Origin of the sequence: Pseudomonas sp. BF-B-15 (genome assembly GCF_019946675.1) — a bacterium.
Taxonomy (GTDB): Bacteria; Pseudomonadota; Gammaproteobacteria; order Pseudomonadales; family Pseudomonadaceae; genus Aquipseudomonas; species Aquipseudomonas migulae.
In genome coordinates this window covers 1-16,651 of sequence record NZ_JAGYFZ010000122.1, presented here as the reverse complement: position 1 = coordinate 16,651, position 16,651 = coordinate 1, and the positions used below count along the sequence as shown (strand labels likewise).

At 62.2% G+C, this 16,651-nt stretch carries 12 protein-coding genes; 7 read left to right on the top strand and 5 right to left on the bottom strand.

From position 1 onward, the window contains the following. Positions 1-152: 152 nt before the first annotated feature. Entirely contained in the window at positions 153-851 is a 699-nt protein-coding gene (locus KGA97_RS26145; RefSeq protein ID WP_008042936.1) for an OmpW/AlkL family protein, read from the top strand. Between the two features lie 74 nt (positions 852-925). On the opposite strand, the gene KGA97_RS26140 is transcribed toward KGA97_RS26145, so the two are convergent. Together KGA97_RS26140 and KGA97_RS26135 are read right to left on the bottom strand one after the other, a co-directional pair. Continuing rightward, the gene (locus KGA97_RS26140; protein ID WP_223481770.1) at positions 926-1,855 is read right to left on the bottom strand and encodes an NAD-dependent epimerase/dehydratase family protein; all 930 of its coding nucleotides are present in this window, start codon (positions 1,853-1,855) and stop codon (positions 926-928) included. After that, positions 1,848-2,732 (bottom strand): sugar nucleotide-binding protein, encoded by an 885-nt coding sequence (locus KGA97_RS26135; RefSeq protein ID WP_032829110.1) that lies wholly within the window; start codon positions 2,730-2,732, stop codon positions 1,848-1,850. The genes KGA97_RS26140 and KGA97_RS26135 overlap by 8 nt, the downstream gene beginning before the upstream one ends. Positions 2,733-3,033: 301 nt before the next feature. Here KGA97_RS26135 and KGA97_RS26130 point away from each other — a divergent pair, with 301 nt between their 5' ends. The 5 genes from KGA97_RS26130 (at position 3,034) to KGA97_RS26110 (ending at position 12,180) form a co-directional block, all read left to right on the top strand. Beyond that, the gene (locus tag KGA97_RS26130) at positions 3,034-7,332 is read left to right on the top strand and encodes a DEAD/DEAH box helicase (protein WP_223481769.1); all 4,299 of its coding nucleotides are present in this window, start codon (positions 3,034-3,036) and stop codon (positions 7,330-7,332) included. 298 nt (positions 7,333-7,630) lie between these two features. After that, positions 7,631-8,842 (top strand): MFS transporter, encoded by a 1,212-nt coding sequence (locus KGA97_RS26125; protein WP_008044054.1) that lies wholly within the window; start codon positions 7,631-7,633, stop codon positions 8,840-8,842. Between the two features lie 275 nt (positions 8,843-9,117). Beyond that, positions 9,118-9,915, top strand: coding sequence for an endonuclease/exonuclease/phosphatase family protein (locus KGA97_RS26120; RefSeq protein WP_207286592.1), 798 nt, complete (start codon positions 9,118-9,120; stop codon positions 9,913-9,915). Next, a complete protein-coding gene (clsB, locus tag KGA97_RS26115; RefSeq protein WP_223481767.1) occupies positions 9,912-11,207 on the top strand; it encodes a cardiolipin synthase ClsB in 1,296 nt (431 codons plus the stop codon). Before KGA97_RS26120 ends, clsB begins: the two co-directional genes overlap by 4 nt. Continuing rightward, positions 11,194-12,180, top strand: coding sequence for a lysylphosphatidylglycerol synthase domain-containing protein (locus KGA97_RS26110; RefSeq protein ID WP_223481766.1), 987 nt, complete (start codon positions 11,194-11,196; stop codon positions 12,178-12,180). Before clsB ends, KGA97_RS26110 begins: the two co-directional genes overlap by 14 nt. 103 nt (positions 12,181-12,283) lie before the next feature. Here KGA97_RS26110 and KGA97_RS26105 read toward each other — a convergent pair whose 3' ends face one another. From KGA97_RS26105 to KGA97_RS26095, 3 genes are all read right to left on the bottom strand, one after another. Beyond that, the gene (locus KGA97_RS26105) at positions 12,284-13,042 is read right to left on the bottom strand and encodes an alpha/beta hydrolase family protein (protein ID WP_008044043.1); all 759 of its coding nucleotides are present in this window, start codon (positions 13,040-13,042) and stop codon (positions 12,284-12,286) included. After that, positions 13,032-14,141 carry a DUF3182 family protein gene (locus KGA97_RS26100; RefSeq protein WP_223481765.1) on the bottom strand — a complete coding sequence of 370 codons (1,110 nt, stop codon included), beginning with the start codon at positions 14,139-14,141 and terminating at the stop codon, positions 13,032-13,034. Before KGA97_RS26100 ends, KGA97_RS26105 begins: the two co-directional genes overlap by 11 nt. A gap of 303 nt (positions 14,142-14,444) precedes the next feature. Continuing rightward, on the bottom strand, positions 14,445-15,437 hold the full coding sequence (locus KGA97_RS26095; protein WP_223481764.1) for a GlxA family transcriptional regulator: 993 nt from the start codon (positions 15,435-15,437) through the stop codon (positions 14,445-14,447). A 101-nt stretch (positions 15,438-15,538) separates the two neighbouring features. On the opposite strand from KGA97_RS26095, the gene KGA97_RS26090 reads away from it, so the two are divergent. Continuing rightward, positions 15,539-16,087: a cysteine hydrolase family protein gene (locus KGA97_RS26090; protein ID WP_223481763.1), complete on the top strand. Its 549-nt coding sequence runs from the start codon at positions 15,539-15,541 to the stop codon at positions 16,085-16,087. Positions 16,088-16,651: the final 564 nt, after the last annotated feature.

The following is a 16,651-nucleotide window of genomic DNA, read 5'->3' as shown; positions in this document are numbered from 1 at the left end:
ACCTGTAGGAGCGAGGCTTGCCCGCGAAGGCGCCCTCAAAGGTTCCGCAAAAAAACAGGCCATCACCGTTTCATTGAGCTGAGTCAAAAGACCGGACCAGACCGCTCCGTACCATTGGACATCGAACATTTTTAACGTCCTCTGGAGCCTCCATGCACAAGTCCTTGCTCAGCGCCTCGCTGTTTGCCCTCGCGCTCGCAGCCCCGCTCGCCCACGCCCACGAAGCCGGCGACATCCTCCTTCGTGCCGGTGCAATCACCGTCAACCCGAAAGCCGACAGCTCCGACGTCAAAGTCGATCAAGGCCCGCTGGCAGGCACCAATCTGGGTGGCAAGGCCACCATGAGCAGCGACACCCAACTGGGTCTGAACTTCGCTTACATGCTCAACAGCCACTGGGGCATCGAGCTGCTCGCGGCCACGCCATTCGAACATGACGTTAAGCTCAAAGGCACCGTCCTGGGCGCGGCCAACGGCAAACTCGGCAGCCTGAAACACCTGCCGCCGACCTTGAGCGTCGTCTACTACCCACTGGACGGCAAGTCTGCATTCCAACCGTACGTTGGCGCCGGTATCAACTACACCTGGATCTACGACGAGCACGTCGGCAGCGAGGCCAGCGCCAATGGCTTCAGCAACTTCAAGGCAGACAACTCCTGGGGCATGGCGTTTCAGGTCGGTGCCGACTACATGATCACCGACAACATCATGCTCAACGCCCAAGTGCGTTACATCGACATCGATACCACCGCCACCGTGGAAAACAACGCCGTGGCACAAGGCACCCGTGCCAAGGTCGATGTCGACGTGGACCCGTTCATCTACATGGTGGGCCTGGGTTACAAGTTCTAAAATCGTTCACGTGGTGGGAACGAGCTGCAAAAAAAGGCGCCTTCACAGGCGCCTTTTTCTTGCTGGCGAAAAACTCAGCGCCCCAACAACCGCGCCAGGCCGACACTCATCGGCGTCTGAGCCGGGCAGGAAAACCGCTCCAGCAGTCGCTGATTGTTCGCCCGCGAATGGCGGATATCACCCGAACGCGCCGGGCCGTAGCTCACTGGCGGCAGCTCACCGACCGCCACTTTCAACGCTTCCAGCATTTGCTTGAGCGTGGTCGCCTGGTTCCAGCCGACATTGACCGCACCGACTTCAACCTGCGGTTTTTCGATGGCTTGCACCAGCACATCGACCAGATCTTCGACGTAAACAAAATCCCGCGTCTGCTCGCCATCGCCAAACACGGTGATCGGCAGGCCGTTTTGCGCGCGTTCGCTGAAAATGCTGATCACCCCGGAGTACGGCGAGGACGGATCCTGGCGCGGGCCGAAGATGTTGAAGAAGCGGAAAATCACCGGTTCCAGCGCATGCTGGCGACGGTAGAAATCGAAGTAATGTTCACTGGCCAACTTGTCTGACGCATACGGCGTCAGCGGTTCCTTGGGCGTGTCTTCGTCGATCGACTGGCCTTCGCCATTGTTGCCGTAGACCGCTGCGCTGGAGGCAAACAGCACACGTTTGACGCCGCTCTGGCGCATGGCTTCGCAGACATTCAGCGAACCGATGAAATTGCTCTGGTGAGTCTTCACCGGATCATCCACCGAAGCCTGCACCGACGCCACGGCCGCCAGGTGCGCGACCGCACTGCAACCGGCCATTGCGCGAGCGACCAGGGCGGCATCGGCGACGTCGCCGACTATCAGCTCGACGCGAGGATTATCCAGCGCCAGGTTGCTGCGTTTGCCGGTGGACAGGTCGTCGAGAATCCGTACCGAATGGCCCTTGGCGAGCAAGGCGTCGGCCAGGTGCGAGCCGATGAAACCCGCACCGCCGGTGATTAAAACAGGGCCGTCAGCCATGGCGATAGAACCTGTCCAGTAAGCCAGGGAGTGCCGCACGCCAGGCGCGGGGCTTGATCCCGAAGGTATGAAGAATTTTCTTGCAGGCCAGCACCGCGTGTTGCGGCTCTTCGGCAGCGTCCGGGCGTGCGGCGTGAGCCTGGGCGGTCGGCGCTTCGATGGCCAGCGGATGCAGCGCGCGGGCTTCGGTGAGAATCGCCTGCCCCAGCGCCAGCGGCGTGGTCGCCTCGTGCCCGGCGTAGTGGTAGGTGCCCCACAGCGGCGCCGCGCAATCGAGTTGCTTGAGCACCGAAATGATCACCCGGGCCGCGTCGTCGACCGGCGTCGGGTTGCCGCGACGGTCATCGGCCATCAACAGTTCTTCCGGTTTTTCGGCCCGGGACAGGAAACGCCCGAGGGTGCCGTCGGGGCTGTCATCGAGCAGCCAGCCGAACCGCAGCAGCACATGCTGCGGGCAGGTCGCGCGCACGCTTTGCTCGATGCGCCACAAGGCCTGACCACGCAGGCCCAGCGGCACCGGCTCGTCTTTTTCGCTGTAGGCGGTCGCCCGCGAGCCGTCGAACACCCGATAGCTCGAGGGTTGCAACAGCACGATGTTGTGATGCTGGCACAGTTCGGCCAGACGCTCGATTGCACGCTCTTGCCCGGCCAGACGCGATTCGCTGACCGTCTCCGCCTGGAACCAGTCGAAGTAGTAGGCGAGGTTGATCAACGCGTCCGGGCGCGTGTCGTCGAGCAGTTGCGTCAGGCTCGCGGCATCCCAGCCGTCTTGCGGTGGGCGGGGGGCGAGGAAACCGATGTCTTCCTCCGCACCGAGGCGAATCAGCGCCTGCCCAAGGGCATTTCCGCCGCCCAGTAACATAAGGCGCATTCGCATAGAGTCAGCAGGCCCAGTCTGATTGGATCAATGGCTTTATCGGCACCGCTCGCGGGCGGTGCCGTCGATAGTTGCCGGAATCGTTGCATTTTGCGGGTTTAGTGCGCAACCGTCATCCGTAAAGTGTAGATCTCCGGGATTTGTGGTGTTGCTTCGGGCCTCTTCGCGGGCAAGCCTCGCTCCTACAGAACTCGCGCACGCTCTTGTAGGAGCGAGGCTTGCCCGCGAAGAGGCCCTGAAGGCCAGCAGAGATCCCGAGCGGTACTTGCAACTTCCTCACCCCACCCGCATAAATTACTCCATGAATCTGCCCATCCCCACGGACGCGGCCATGGCAGGCTTCCACCCCGCCGTCAGCGCCTGGTTCAGCAGTACCTTCCCGACGGTCACCGCCGCCCAGGCCCGGGCGTGGCCGCTGATCCGCCAACACCGTTCGACGTTGATCGCCGCGCCCACCGGCTCCGGCAAAACCCTCACCGCGTTTCTCGCCGTCATCGACGATCTGGTCCACCGTGGCCTGGAAACCGCAGACGGGCTGCCCAACGAAACACTGGTGGTCTACGTCTCGCCGCTCAAAGCCTTGTCCAACGACATCCAGATCAACCTGCAAAACCCGCTGGCCGGCATCACTGAACAGTTACGTGCAATGGGCCTGCCTGAGTTGCAGATCAACACCGCCGTGCGCACCGGAGACACGCCGCAAAAAGAACGCTCGGCGATGCGCAAGACCGCGCCGCACATTCTGGTGACCACCCCGGAATCCCTTTACGTGCTGCTCGGCTCCGACTCCGGCCGGCAAATGCTCGGCACCACGCGCACGGTGATCGTCGATGAGATCCATGCCATCGCCGCCAGCAAACGCGGCAGCCACCTGGCCCTGAGCCTGGAACGTTTGCAGGCGTTATGCGCAGCACCGTTGATGCGCATCGGCCTGTCCGCCACGCAAAAACCCATCGAAGCGGTCTCACGCTTTCTGGTGGGACGTGATCGCGCATGCGAAATCATCGACATCGGCCATGCCCGTCCACGGGATCTAGGCATCGAAGTACCGCCGGTGCCGCTGTCGGCGGTGATGGCCAACGATGTGTGGGAATTGGTCTACGACCGGCTCGCCGTCCTCGCCCGCGAACACCGCACCACGCTGATATTCGTCAACACCCGACGCTTGGCCGAACGCTTGAGCCGGCATTTGAGCGAACGTCTCGGCAAGGAAGCAGTCGCCGCCCACCACGGCAGCCTGGCCAAGGAGTTTCGCCTCGATGCCGAGCAGCGCCTCAAGTGCGGCGACCTGCAAGTACTGATCGCCACGGCGTCGCTGGAACTGGGGATCGATATCGGCGATGTCGACCTGGTCTGCCAGATTGCCTCGCCGCGCTCGATTGCCGGGTTTCTGCAACGGGTCGGCCGCTCTGGCCACCAGGTCGGCGGCACGCCCAAGGGCCGATTGTTCGCCACCACCCGCGACGATTTGATCGAATGCACCGCCCTGCTCGACTGCGTGCGCCGGGGTGAACTCGATACTTTGCAGATTCCTCAAGCGCCGCTGGACGTACTGGCCCAGCAGATCATCGCCGAGGTCAGTTGCCAGGAATGGCCGGAGCACGCGCTGCTGGAGATGTTCCGCAATGCTTCGCCCTACGCTGACCTCGACGAAACACATTATCAGGCGCTGCTGCAGATGCTCGCCGAGGGCTACAACGGTCGCCAGGGCATCCGCAGTGCGTACCTGCACCGCGACGCCGTGACGCGTACGTTGCGCGGTCGGCGCGGCAGCAAACTGACCGCCGTGACCAGCGGCGGCACCATCCCGGACAACGCCGACTACAGCGTGCTGCTGGAACCGCAAGGGCTGAACATCGGCAGCGTCAACGAAGACTTCGCCGTGGAAAGCATCGCCGGCGATGTCTTTCAGTTGGGCAACACCTCGTACCGAATCCTGCGGGTCGAGACCGGCAAGGTCCGGGTCGAAGATGCGCACGGCCAGCCGCCGACCATTCCGTTCTGGCTCGGCGAAGCGCCGGGGCGCAGCGCGGAGTTGTCCTTCGCCGTGGCGCGCCTGCAAGCGCAACTCGACGACCTGCTCGGCGCCACGCCCGGCAACTTGCAGCCGGCCCTCGACTGGCTGACCGAGACCCTCGGCCTGAACCTCGACAGCGCCGGACAACTGGTGGATTACCTCGCCCGCGCGCGCCTGACACTGGGCGCCCTGCCCTCGCAGGACACGCTGCTGATGGAGCGCTTTTTCGATGAGTCCGGCGGCACGCAACTGATCATCCACACGCCCTTCGGCAGCCGCATCAACCGCGCCTGGGGCCTGGCCCTGCGCAAGCGTTTCTGCCGTACCTTCAATTTCGAATTGCAGGCCGCTGCCAGCGAAGATGCGATTGTGCTGTCGCTGTCCACCAGCCACAGCTTTGAGCTCGATGAGGTCTGGCGCTACCTGCACAGCAACAGCGCCGAGCACCTGCTGATTCAAGCGGTGCTCGATGCGCCGCTGTTCGGCGTGCGCTGGCGCTGGAATGCCGGCGTCGCATTGGCGTTGCCGCGCTACAGCGGCGGGCGCAAGGTCCCCCCGCAGATTCAGCGGATGAAAAGCGAAGACCTGATCGCCAGCGTGTTTCCCGACCAGATCGCCTGCGTGGAAAACCTCGCCGGCGAACGGGAGATTCCCGATCATCCACTGGTGGAACAGACCCTCGACGATTGCCTCCACGAAGCGATGGACTGCGAAGGCTGGCTGACGTTGTTGCGGCGCATGGAACGCGGCGACGTTCGCCTGATCAGCCGCGACCTGCCGGCACCCTCGCCGCTGGCCGCCGAAATTCTCAGCGCCCGGCCTTACACCTTTCTCGACGACGCGCCGCTGGAAGAGCGCCGCACCCAAGCCGTGCTTAACCGACGCTGGACCGATCCGCAGTCCACCGACGACCTCGGCGCACTGGATGCCGAGGCGATTCAAGCGGTGCGCGATGAGGCCTGGCCGACGCCGACCAATGCCGATGAAATGCACGAGACGTTGATGAGCCTCGCGTGCATTGCCGAGGCCGAGGCGCAGGCGAATGCGCAGTGGATTGATTGGTTGAGTGCCCTTGCCGAGAGCGGTCGCGCCAGTCGTTTGCAGATCGATGCCGGGCAATTGCTGTGGCTGGCGGTGGAACGGCTGACGTGCCTGCGCGCCATTTATCCACAGGCAAATTTGTCGCCACCGCTGGAGGCGCTGCCGGGGTTCGATGACGCCTGGGAAGCAGACGAAGCGGTGCTGGAAGTCATCCGCGCACGGCTCAGCGCTTTTGGTCCGTTGCCGCTGAGCGCGATTGCCGAACCTCTGGAATTACCTGTAACTCACGTCAACCAGGCACTCGCGCAACTGGAACGCGAAGGGTATGTGTTGCGCGGCCACTTTACCCCCGGCGCCGATCAGGAAGAATGGTGCGAGCGGCATCTGCTGGCGCGAATTCATCGCTACACGGTCAAGCGTCTGCGGCGAGAAATCGAGCCGGTGGCGTTGCAGGATTTCATGCGATTCCTGTTCGACTGGCAGCATCTTTCTGCCTCGACTCAAGGCCAGGGCAATGCGGTGCTGCCCGCCATCGTCGCTCAGTTCGAAGGCTATCCCGCCGCCGCTTCAGCCTGGGACAGCGACATTCTTGCGGCACGGATCAAAGGCTATTCGGCGAGTTGGCTGGATGACCTGTGCCGTAGCGGCAAACTGGTCTGGACCCGCCTGACCGCACACAACAAAAGCGCCAGCACGGCGCTGCGCAGCACACCAATCGTATTGCTGCCGCGCAGCCAGGTCGGGTTGTGGAGCGGTCTGACCGAACAGACACCGGTCAGCGACCTGTCGCCCAAAACCCAAAAGGTTTACCAAGCCCTCAGCCAACACGGCGCGCTGTTTTTCGATGAGCTGATTCACGAGGCTCATCTGCTGCGCTCGGAGCTGGAAATCGCCTTGCAGGAACTGGTCGGCGCCGGGCTGGTGAACGCCGACAGTTTTGCCGGTTTGCGGGCGCTGATCACGCCGGCCAGTAAACGGCAGAATCGCAGCAGCCGACGCGGGCGCGGAGCGTTTATCGGAGGCATGGATGACGCCGGACGCTGGGCCTTGCTTCGACGCGGGGCGCCAGCGCCGGTGGTGGATAACAAACATTCAACGCCGAGCGACACCCTGGAACACATCGCCATGACCTTGCTGCGCCGCTACGGCGTGGTGTTCTGGCGCCTGCTGGAACGCGAAGCAGACTGGTTGCCGAACTGGCGCGAATTGCTGCGCACGTTCCATCGGCTGGAGGCTCGCGGCGAGATTCGCGGCGGGCGGTTTGTCAGTGGTTTGGCCGGTGAACAGTTCGCCTTGCCCGAGGCGATTCCGTTGCTGCGCGAAGTGCGACGGCGGGCGCATGACGGGAGTCTGATTGCCGTGTGCGGGGTTGATCCGCTGAACCTCGCCGGCACGCTGCTACCCGGTGCGAAAGTGCCGGCACTGACGAGTAATCGGTTGGTGTACCGCGATGGTTTGCCGGTGGCCGCCGAGATCGCTGGCCAGCAGGTTTTCTGGGTGGAATCGACGAGTGAAATACGCAACAAACTGATCCGGCATTGATGCTGTCCGGGCCGGCCTCTTCGCTGGCAAGCCAGCTCCTACAGGTCCGGTGCCACATAAAAAGCCTGGATTACACACAACCCTTGTAGGAGCCGGCTTGCCGGCGATGAGGCCCTCGAGAACGGCGGCGTATATGAGGCCGCCTTCGCCAGCAAGCCGGCTCCTACAAGGGACCGTGTATTTCTGCGGGAGTGATATTTGCGTTCAGGGCAAATATCAAATGCCAATACCTCTATTTTTCCGCACAACCCAATCCCCGACACTGCGCTCCATCAATCAACCCACCGGAGTTGCAGCCATGCCCATTGCCTTGCTCGCGCTGACCCTCAGCGCCTTCGCCATCGGGACGACCGAGTTCGTCATCGTTGGCCTGTTACCCACTATCGGCGCCGACCTCGGCGTCAGCCTGCCGTCCGCCGGCCTGCTGGTCAGTCTCTATGCCCTGGGCGTTGCCATCGGTGCCCCGGTGCTGACCGCCCTCACCGGCAAAGTCCCGCGCAAAATGCTGCTGTTGTCGCTGATGGTGCTGTTCACCCTTGGCAACCTGCTGGCGTGGAAAGCACCGAGCTACGAATCGCTGATCATTGCGCGAATCGTCACCGGCCTGGCCCACGGGGTGTTTTTCTCGATTGGCTCGACCATCGCCACCAGCCTCGTGCCGAAGGAAAAAGCCGCCAGCGCGATTGCGATCATGTTCACCGGCCTGACCGTGGCGCTGGTCACCGGCGTACCGTTGGGGACGTTCATCGGTCAGCATTTCGGCTGGCGTGAAACCTTCCTCGCTGTCTCTGCTTTGGGTGTGATTGCGTTCATCGGTAGCCTGCTCTACGTGCCGAAAAACATCACCCACAGCAAACCCGCTTCGCTGCTGGAACAGTTGCAGGTCCTCAAGCAACCACGCCTGCTGCTGGTGTATGCCATGACGGCGGTCGGCTACGGCGGTTCGTTCATCGCCTTCACGTTCCTTGCGCCGATTCTTCAAGACATCTCTGGTTTCAGCGCCGGCACCGTCAGCCTGGTGTTGCTGGTGTACGGCATCTCGGTGGCCGTCGGTAACATCTGGGGCGGCAAACTGGCCGACAAACGCGGCCCGATCAAAGCCCTGAAAATCATCTTCGCCCTGCTCGCCGCCGTGCTGTTCGTGCTGACCTTCACCGCCGGCAACCCGTGGCTGGCGCTGGCCACCGTGCTGGTCTGGGGCGCGGTCGCTTTCGGCAACGTGCCGGGCTTGCAGGTGTATGTGGTGCGTCAGGCCGAACATCACACGCCGAATGCGGTGGACGTGGCTTCCGGCCTGAACATCGCGGCGTTCAACCTCGGCATTGCCGGTGGCGCGTGGGGCGGTGGTTTGATCGTCGCCCACATGGGCCTGATCCATACCGCGTGGATCGGTGGTCTGGTGGTGTTGGTGGCGCTGGCGCTGACTGCATGGAGCGGTCGCCTTGATCGCCTCGGCCCGGTCTACGCTGAACCGGCTGAAGGCTCGACCCGCATCGTCGCCGGTCACTGATCCCCCTTGTAGGAGCCGGCTTGCTGGCGATGACGGCGGCACATCCAACAGGGATGTGACTGACACACCGCTATCGCCGGCAAGCCGGCTCCTACAGGTTTAGCCCTCCTACCGTCCGTAGTCCCGTCGAAACTTTCTCGCTTGCCCCGCAGTCATCAAAAGACAGGGGCAACCGGGGACCCTCAGACGGGAGGCGACATGGCGGCGAATCACAGCGGCATTTCAGCTTGGCGCTTCTTTGCCTCCGGTGAGCCTGCGGCACAAGGCGTGCTGCCATGAACCGCGCCGAGCAGTTCAACCCCGACGATGACTCGTCAGGAACCGTGAACGCCGTACGCCGCTTCACCGTGCTGACGGTCAACACGCACAAGGGTTTTACCGCGCTCAACCGGCGTTTCATCCTGCCGGAATTGCGCGAAGCCGTGCGCAGCGTGTCCGCCGACGTGGTGTTTTTGCAGGAAGTCCACGGCACCCACGAGCACCATCCCCAGCGTTACAGCAACTGGCCGACGATGCCGCAGTACGAATTCCTCGCCGACACGCTGTGGCCGCAGTTCGCCTACGGACGCAACGCGGTGTACCCGGCAGGCGACCACGGCAATGCGCTGTTGTCGAAATTCCAGATCATTCGCCACGACAACCTCGACGTGTCCATCAGCGGGCACGAAAACCGCGGCATCCTGCATTGCGTATTGCGCTTGCCCGTCGATGGCCCGGAGGTGCACGCGATTTGCATCCATCTGGGGCTGCGTGAAACCCATCGCAATGAACAGCTGAAGCTGCTGACCCAACGCCTCGCAGAATTGCCGAGCGACGCGCCGGTGATTGTCGCCGGTGACTTCAACGACTGGCGTCAGCGCGCCGACGCAATGCTCAAGCCCTGTGGTTTGCGCGAGGTGTTTGCCGAACTCCACGGCAAACCGGCGCGCAGTTTTCCGGCGCGCTTGCCGGCCTTGCGCCTGGACCGCATCTACGTGCGCAACCTCAAGGCCAGCCATCCGCAAGTCCTGGCGGCGCGGCCCTGGTCCCACCTTTCCGACCACGCACCACTATCGGTGGAGATCGAGTTATGAGCAGCGCACCGATGGAAAAAACCACCGTGGATCACGTGCCCACCAACCCGCCGGTGCGCGAACCCGGCGTGGTCGACGTTCAATATGGCTGGCAGGGCAACAACCGGGTGGAACTGCTGGAAAACGGCGAAGAATATTTCCCTCGGGTGTTCGAAGCCATGCGCCAGGCCAAGACTGAAATCCTCCTGGAAACCTTCATCGTTTTCGAGGACAAGGTCGGCGAAGAGCTGCAGCACGTGCTGATCGACGCGGCTCAACGCGGCGTGCGGGTGACCGCCAGTCTCGACGGGTTTGGTTGTGGCGAGTTGAGCACCGGTTACCTCACCGCGTTGAGCGAGGCCGGCGTGCACCTGCAAATATTTGACCCGGCACCGAAGCGGCTGGGCATCCGCACCAACTGGTTCCGGCGCCTGCACCGCAAGATCGTGGTGGTCGACGGCACGATTGCGTTCATCGGCGGGATCAACTTTTCCGCCGACCATCTGGCCGACTTCGGCCCCGAGGCCAAACAGGATTACTCGGTTGAAGTGCAAGGCCCGGCGGTGACCGACATTCATCATTTCGCCCTGCTGCAAAGCGGTCGCCCGGCCCGCGCCAAATACTGGTGGCAACGCCGGCGGCAGCGGCGCTCGGAACTGGCGCTCAACGATCACGATGGCCAGGTCCGTTTGGTGTACCGCGACAACGGTGATCATCAAACCGATATTGAGGAGGTTTATCGACATGCCCTGCGCAGCGCCCAGCGTCGAGTGGTGATTGCCAACGCCTATTTCTTTCCCGGTTATCGCTTGCTGCGCGAGATACGCAACGCCGCGCGGCGAGGTGTCGACGTGCGACTGATCCTGCAAGGCCAGCCAGACATGAGGGTGGCCAAACTGGCAGCGCGCATGACCTATGACTACCTGCTCAAATCCGGGGTGCAGATTCACGAATATTGCGAACGTCCGCTGCACGGCAAAGTCGCGCTGGTGGACGAAGACTGGAGCACCGTCGGCTCGAGCAACCTCGACCCGCTGAGCCTGGCGATGAACCTGGAGGCCAATGTGCTGATCCGCGATCGCGCCTTCAACCGCGATTTGTTCGAACGCCTCGAGAGGCTGAGCGACAACCACTGCAAAGCCATGTGTGCGGACAAATCCCCACGCGGACGGGTCTGGCACATGACCGTCGGTTTTCTGGTGTTCCACTTCCTGCGGCACTTCCCGGCATGGGCCGGCTGGCTGCCGGCACACAAGCCACACCTGAAGCCCTTCACCCACCTCGCCGGGGGCGATCACCATGAACCGCGCTGAAACCCATTCGACGCCTCATGCCGAGAGCCCGCACAAGTCGCATTGGAGTCGCTGGAAAAAACCGCTGACGATGCTGTTTTTCCTGGCGCTGATCGTCCTGTTCACGATGCTGGCCCAACGCATCGAATGGAACGAGGTGTTCGACACCCTCGCCGATTTCAAGGTGCGCACGCTGGTCATCGCCTCCGGGCTGACGCTGGTGAGTTTTCTGGTATACGCCTGTTTCGACCTGATTGGCCGCACCTATATTCGTCAGGACCTGACCTGGAAACAGATCCTGCCAGTGGGCATCATCAGCTACGCCTTCAACCTCAACCTGAGTGCCTGGGTCGGCGGCATTGCCATGCGCTATCGGCTTTACTCGCGGCTCGGCGTGAGCAAAAGCAACATCGCAAAAATCCTCGGCCTGAGCCTGGCGACCAACTGGTTCGGCTACATGGTGATTGCCGGCGCGATGTTCAGCAGCGGGCTAGTGCGCATGCCACCGGGCTGGAAACTCAGCAGTGGTGCGTTGCAGGGCGTGGGGGTTTTGTTGCTGTTGGTGAGCGCGGGATACCTGGCGGCCTGTCAGTATTCCAAGCGGCGAGAGTGGGCGATTCGCGGCGTCGAAATCAACCTGCCGTCCCTGCGCATGGCGGTGCTGCAACTGGCGCTCGGGGCGCTGAACTGGTCGCTGATGGCGGCGGTGATCTTCACCCTTCTGCCGAGCAAGCTGGATTATCCGCTGGTGCTTGGCGTGTTGTTGATCAGCGCGATTGCCGGGGTGATCACGCACATTCCGGCGGGGCTCGGGGTGTTGGAGGCGGTGTTTGTGGCGTTGCTGCAGCATGAGGCTTCGCGGGGGAGCCTGGTGGCGGGGTTGCTGGCGTATCGGGCGATTTACTTTATCTTGCCGTTGTTGATTACGTTGGTGATGTATTTGATTGTGGAGGCCAAGGCCAAGTCGCTGCGGATTGCGAAGAAACCCAAGTGATTGGGTGGTTGTAAGGACGCCTTCGCGGGCAAGCCTCGCTCCTACGGGATTTGCGCGCTTCCTGTAGGAGCGAGGCTTGCCCGCGAAGAATCCACCGCCGCACTTACGTCGACTGGATAATGCTCAACCGCTCACCCACCACCATCTCGGTAATCCAGTCCACCAGGATCGACGTATACGCCTGCTGCGAAACCGGCTCGCTCAACGCGTGATCGGCACCGTCGATGATGCGGTGGGTCAGCGAGTGCGTCTGCTGACACGCCGCCCGGTAACTCATGATGGTCGCGTGGGGCACATAGTCGTCCGTCTCGGACTCCACCAGCAGCACATCCCCGGTAAATTGCGAACAGGCATGCAACGCGCGATTGCTGTCGGCGCGCACCAGCGTGCTGCGGTAATCGCGCAAATCGAGCTTGTCCAGTTCACGCTTGGGCGCGTGCCATTGCTCATCGCGATACAACGCCGGCACCCGCAGCGCCAGCCAGCGCACGGGGCGCAATGAGGTCAAAATCGCAGCCAGATAACCGCCATAACTGGTGCCGACCACAGCAATCGCCGAGGTGTCGAGCGCAGGGTGCGCGAGCAATCGATCGTACGCCGCCAGCAGGTCACGCAGGTTGTCTTCGCGGGAAACCCGCGTCAGTGGAATGCCGGTGCCGCCGGTGTGCCCGCGCAAGTCGAACGTCAGGCACACGCAGCCCAGACCTGCGATGCCTTTGGCCCGTTCAAGATCACGCTCCTGACTGCCGCCCCAACCGTGCACGAAGAGCACGCCGGGGACCTTCGATTTGGGGCTGAGAAAAGTCCCGCTCATCTGTTCATCGTCGATGTCGATCTGAATGGTTTCGCTTCTAGCCGTCATAGGATTTGACCGTTACGTACTTGAGGAGAAATTCACTGTTGTGCGCCGGCCCGCGGTACACCTCGATGGCGTCCGCCGGCAGCGCTTGATCGATGTAGGTTTCCACCGAAGACACACGGATCGCGCTCATCTGCGGGTCGTTGACGAAGCTCTGCAACGCCGCCACTTCGGCGCTGCTGGCACCGCCCATGCGCCAGGACTGCTCAAGCACGCCGCTGCGCTGTGTGCCGTTACTGTCCAGGCCTTGCGCGATGTCGTAGTTGCGCCGCGAGGCATAGAAACCGGGATAGGCCTCGTCCGCCGCACGGTCGAACACCTGCGCTTGGCGGATGGCCAGCCGCACGTCGTCGGACAGTTGCAGTTCGAGCAGCTCGTCGTAGCCGCCCTGCACCACGAGCAGATTGGAACCGCCATAAACCTGCTCGCCATGACCGTCTGCGGTCAGGTACTGATCGCCGCAGTAACTCAACACTGTGCCGCCGATGAAGCTTTGGCCGACGCTGTGGGTCACCACCTCGGTCAGGTCTTGCTCCAACACCACACCTTCGGTGAATAGCGCCTTGGCATCGGGTCTGTCGAGGACCGCATCGAATTGGTCGAGGCTCTGGATCACCTCCTGACCGCGTCCGGCGCAGGCATGGATCGGTTTCAGGCGAATTGGTCCGCTATCGAGCAAATGCTCCGCCGCAGGGCGCGCATCGTCGAGGGAGAACACGCTGAGACCCTCGAGCACCACGTTGCGCACCCGTTCGCAAAACAACGGCGACCAGCCGTGCGGGGCAAAAGCGTTTTTGTTGCGCAAGCCGTGGCTGATGGCTTTGGTGCAGATGAAATCATGCTCGACATAGCCGCCCCACAAATCCTCCGGGCCTTTGACGCCCAATTGCCGCGCGGCCGCAGCGCCGACAATGGTTTGTGTCGGCAGCAGATAAAGATCGCGACCGCTGTGGTGTTCGGGGTCGTAGCTGCCGCCGAATTTGAACCCGAGAACCTGCGCCAGCCAACGGGCCAATGCGTGATTGGTTTCGACTTCGTGCTGTGGTGCGTCGGGCCGCACCGAATGGGCGACCACCAGTTTCTTGCGGTTTGTTGGGGTCATGCGTCCCCCTTCAATCGGCGCTTGATGAATGTAGTTGTAGGGGTGCAGGGATCAGGCCAACGGCAGCTGATTTGAAATAATCGGCAATTCAATCAGTTGCCGATTCGGTGATAGCAATGAGCCTGTCTCATTCTGCACGACGGCCATTTCGCTCCCGGCATTTTGCACGACCCAAGCCTTGCAAAGATCAAACTGTGGGAGCGAGCCTGCTCGCGAAAGCGACCTTTCAGGCGACATAGATGCTGACCGTCACGGCCTCTTCGCGAGCAGGCTCGCTCCCACAGGGGATTTCTGGCGTTGCGACTATCGGGCTGCGGCGGTCGGCGAAACCCCAAACCGCGTCCGATAATCACTCGGCGCCAGCCCGGTGATTTTCTTGAACGTCGCACGAAAGGCGCTCGGGTCCTGATAACCGACGGTCCAGGCAATGTGGTCGATGGTGCCGTTGGTGAACTCCAACATTTCCCGGGCCTTGCCGACTCGCAGATGCTGGCAGTATTCGGTGGGTTTCAGCCCGGTTGCAGCACGAAATCTGCGCAGGAAGGTGCGTTCTTCCAGCCCTGCCCGTTCAGCCATGGTCGCCAGCGACACATCGGTCGCGCCGGTGCTTTGCAGCCAATGCTGCACCTTGAGAATCGAGGCGTCGCCGTGGCTGAGAATCGGTGAAAAGTTGCTGCCACATTCACTCGCACTGTCGCTGTGTTCCACCACCAGAAACCGTGCAGTGCCGGTGGCGATGCTCGGCCCCAGCAATCGGTCGACCAGACGCAAACCCAGCTCGGACCAGGCCATCAACCCGGCGGTGGTGATCAAGTCGCCGTCATCGACGATCGGCGTATCGGCCTTGAGCTTGATCGCCGGATAACGCTCGGCGAACGCCTTGGCCGACGTCCAGTGGGTGGTGGCGCTGCGACCGTCGAGCAGGCCGCTTTCAGCCAATAAAATCGAGCCCACGCAAACGCCGCCAAGGGTTGCACCTTGTGCGTGCTGCTGACGAATCCAGCGCAGCAAGCCTTGCGGTGCCTGGCCTTCGGAAAAACCGCCAATCGACGGCGGGATCAACACCGCCACCAATGCACCGTCCGGCGCGGGATGGCTGTCGTAGATGCGCTGGGGTGGTTGATCGCCATCGACCTGCCAGTGGCTGACCCGCAACAGCGGCAACTGCGCCGCTTGATAGTCCGCGGCAATCCGGTTCGCCACCCCGAACAAGTCTGTCAGCCCGTGCACCGCCGCCATCTGCGCGCCGGGATAAATCAGCACGCCCAGCTCGGCGATTGGCCTTTGTGCGTCCATTGTCAGTTTTCCCCCTTCTATTGTCGGTGCGGCCAATCCTCGGACGGTCCGCCAGAGCCAATACTTCATTCCACACCCACACACACTTCGAGGAAACAGTCATGGCCAAGCAAGCACTCATCGTAGTTGATATCCAAAACGACTACTTCCCCCAGGGCAAGTGGCCGCTGGTTGGCGCGGACGCGGCTGCGGATAACGCCGTACGTGTGCTCAAAGCTTTTCGTGATGCCGGTGATTCGGTGGTGCACATTCGCCACGAGTTCACTTCCGACGAAGCGCCCTTCTTCACCCCGGGTTCCGAAGGCGCGAAGCTGCATCCCAAAGTCCTGAACCGCGCCGACGAGCCGGTGGTGCTCAAGCACTTCGTCAACTCGTTCCGCGAAACTGAATTGCAGTCAATTCTCGATGAGCAGGGTATCAAGGAGTTGGTGGTGGTTGGCAGCATGAGTCACATGTGCGTTGATGGCATTACTCGTGCGGCCGCCGACATGGGTTACGCCGTCACTGTCATTCATGATGCCTGTGCCTCGCGGGATCTGGAGTTCAACGGACTTACGGTTCCGGCTGCCCATGTTCATGCCGCGTTCATGTCGGCGTTGGGTTTTGCCTATGCTCGTGTGGTGTCTACTGGCGAGTTTCTGGCTGGGTGAGGTGAGGTGAATACATATCCGTTGCTGCGGTAACGGCTGCTATTGGTTTCGCTCTTACAGCGAGTCACTTTCGAAAAGCGCGAAAGTAACCAAAGCGCTCTTGCCCCTTTCGTTCGGTGCCTCGCTAAGGCTCGGCATACCCTCGCTCCGGTCCTGCTCCGTGGGCCCGCCGCCATCGGCCATCCATGGCCGGGGGCGGCTAACCCGGCATCCATGCCGGGTTGCCCACTGCGCAGAACCTCCACTCGGCCTCTCGAGGGGGCGACCACCGCCACAGCCGCCGAGGCGGCCTGAAAGCCGACCTGGCTCTTCAGTCGTGTGCACACTCCCGCATTGTGATGGCCGCACCAGTGTTGGATGTTTGCACATTCCCATGTAGGAGCCGGCTTGCTGGCGATGGCGTCCGTCCAGTCAATAAATGTGCCGGCTGCCCCACTGCTATCGCCAGCAAGCCGGCTCCTACACGGGGATTGGGTTCACACGATTCAAAATTGTAGGAGCTGGCTTGCCGGCGATGGACGTCAACGATAACGCGGGCTGCCTGAATGAACGCGGTGTCCGGGC

Bases quoted from the DNA above. Each gene is read 5' to 3' on its own strand.
- KGA97_RS26145 (WP_008042936.1), top strand. From the start codon at position 153: ATGCACAAGTCCTTGCTCAGCGCCTCGCTGTTTGCCCTCGCGCTCGCA.
- KGA97_RS26095 (WP_223481764.1), bottom strand. From the start codon at position 15,437: ATGGACGCACAAAGGCCAATCGCCGAGCTGGGCGTGCTGATTTATCCC.
- KGA97_RS26110 (WP_223481766.1), top strand. From the start codon at position 11,194: ATGAACCGCGCTGAAACCCATTCGACGCCTCATGCCGAGAGCCCGCAC.
- KGA97_RS26125 (WP_008044054.1), top strand. From the start codon at position 7,631: ATGCCCATTGCCTTGCTCGCGCTGACCCTCAGCGCCTTCGCCATCGGG.
- KGA97_RS26140 (WP_223481770.1), bottom strand. From the start codon at position 1,855: ATGGCTGACGGCCCTGTTTTAATCACCGGCGGTGCGGGTTTCATCGGC.
- KGA97_RS26130 (WP_223481769.1), top strand. From the start codon at position 3,034: ATGAATCTGCCCATCCCCACGGACGCGGCCATGGCAGGCTTCCACCCC.
- KGA97_RS26135 (WP_032829110.1), bottom strand. From the start codon at position 2,732: ATGCGAATGCGCCTTATGTTACTGGGCGGCGGAAATGCCCTTGGGCAG.
- KGA97_RS26105 (WP_008044043.1), bottom strand. From the start codon at position 13,042: ATGACGGCTAGAAGCGAAACCATTCAGATCGACATCGACGATGAACAG.
- KGA97_RS26100 (WP_223481765.1), bottom strand. From the start codon at position 14,141: ATGACCCCAACAAACCGCAAGAAACTGGTGGTCGCCCATTCGGTGCGG.
- KGA97_RS26090 (WP_223481763.1), top strand. From the start codon at position 15,539: ATGGCCAAGCAAGCACTCATCGTAGTTGATATCCAAAACGACTACTTC.
- clsB (WP_223481767.1), top strand. From the start codon at position 9,912: ATGAGCAGCGCACCGATGGAAAAAACCACCGTGGATCACGTGCCCACC.
- KGA97_RS26120 (WP_207286592.1), top strand. From the start codon at position 9,118: ATGAACCGCGCCGAGCAGTTCAACCCCGACGATGACTCGTCAGGAACC.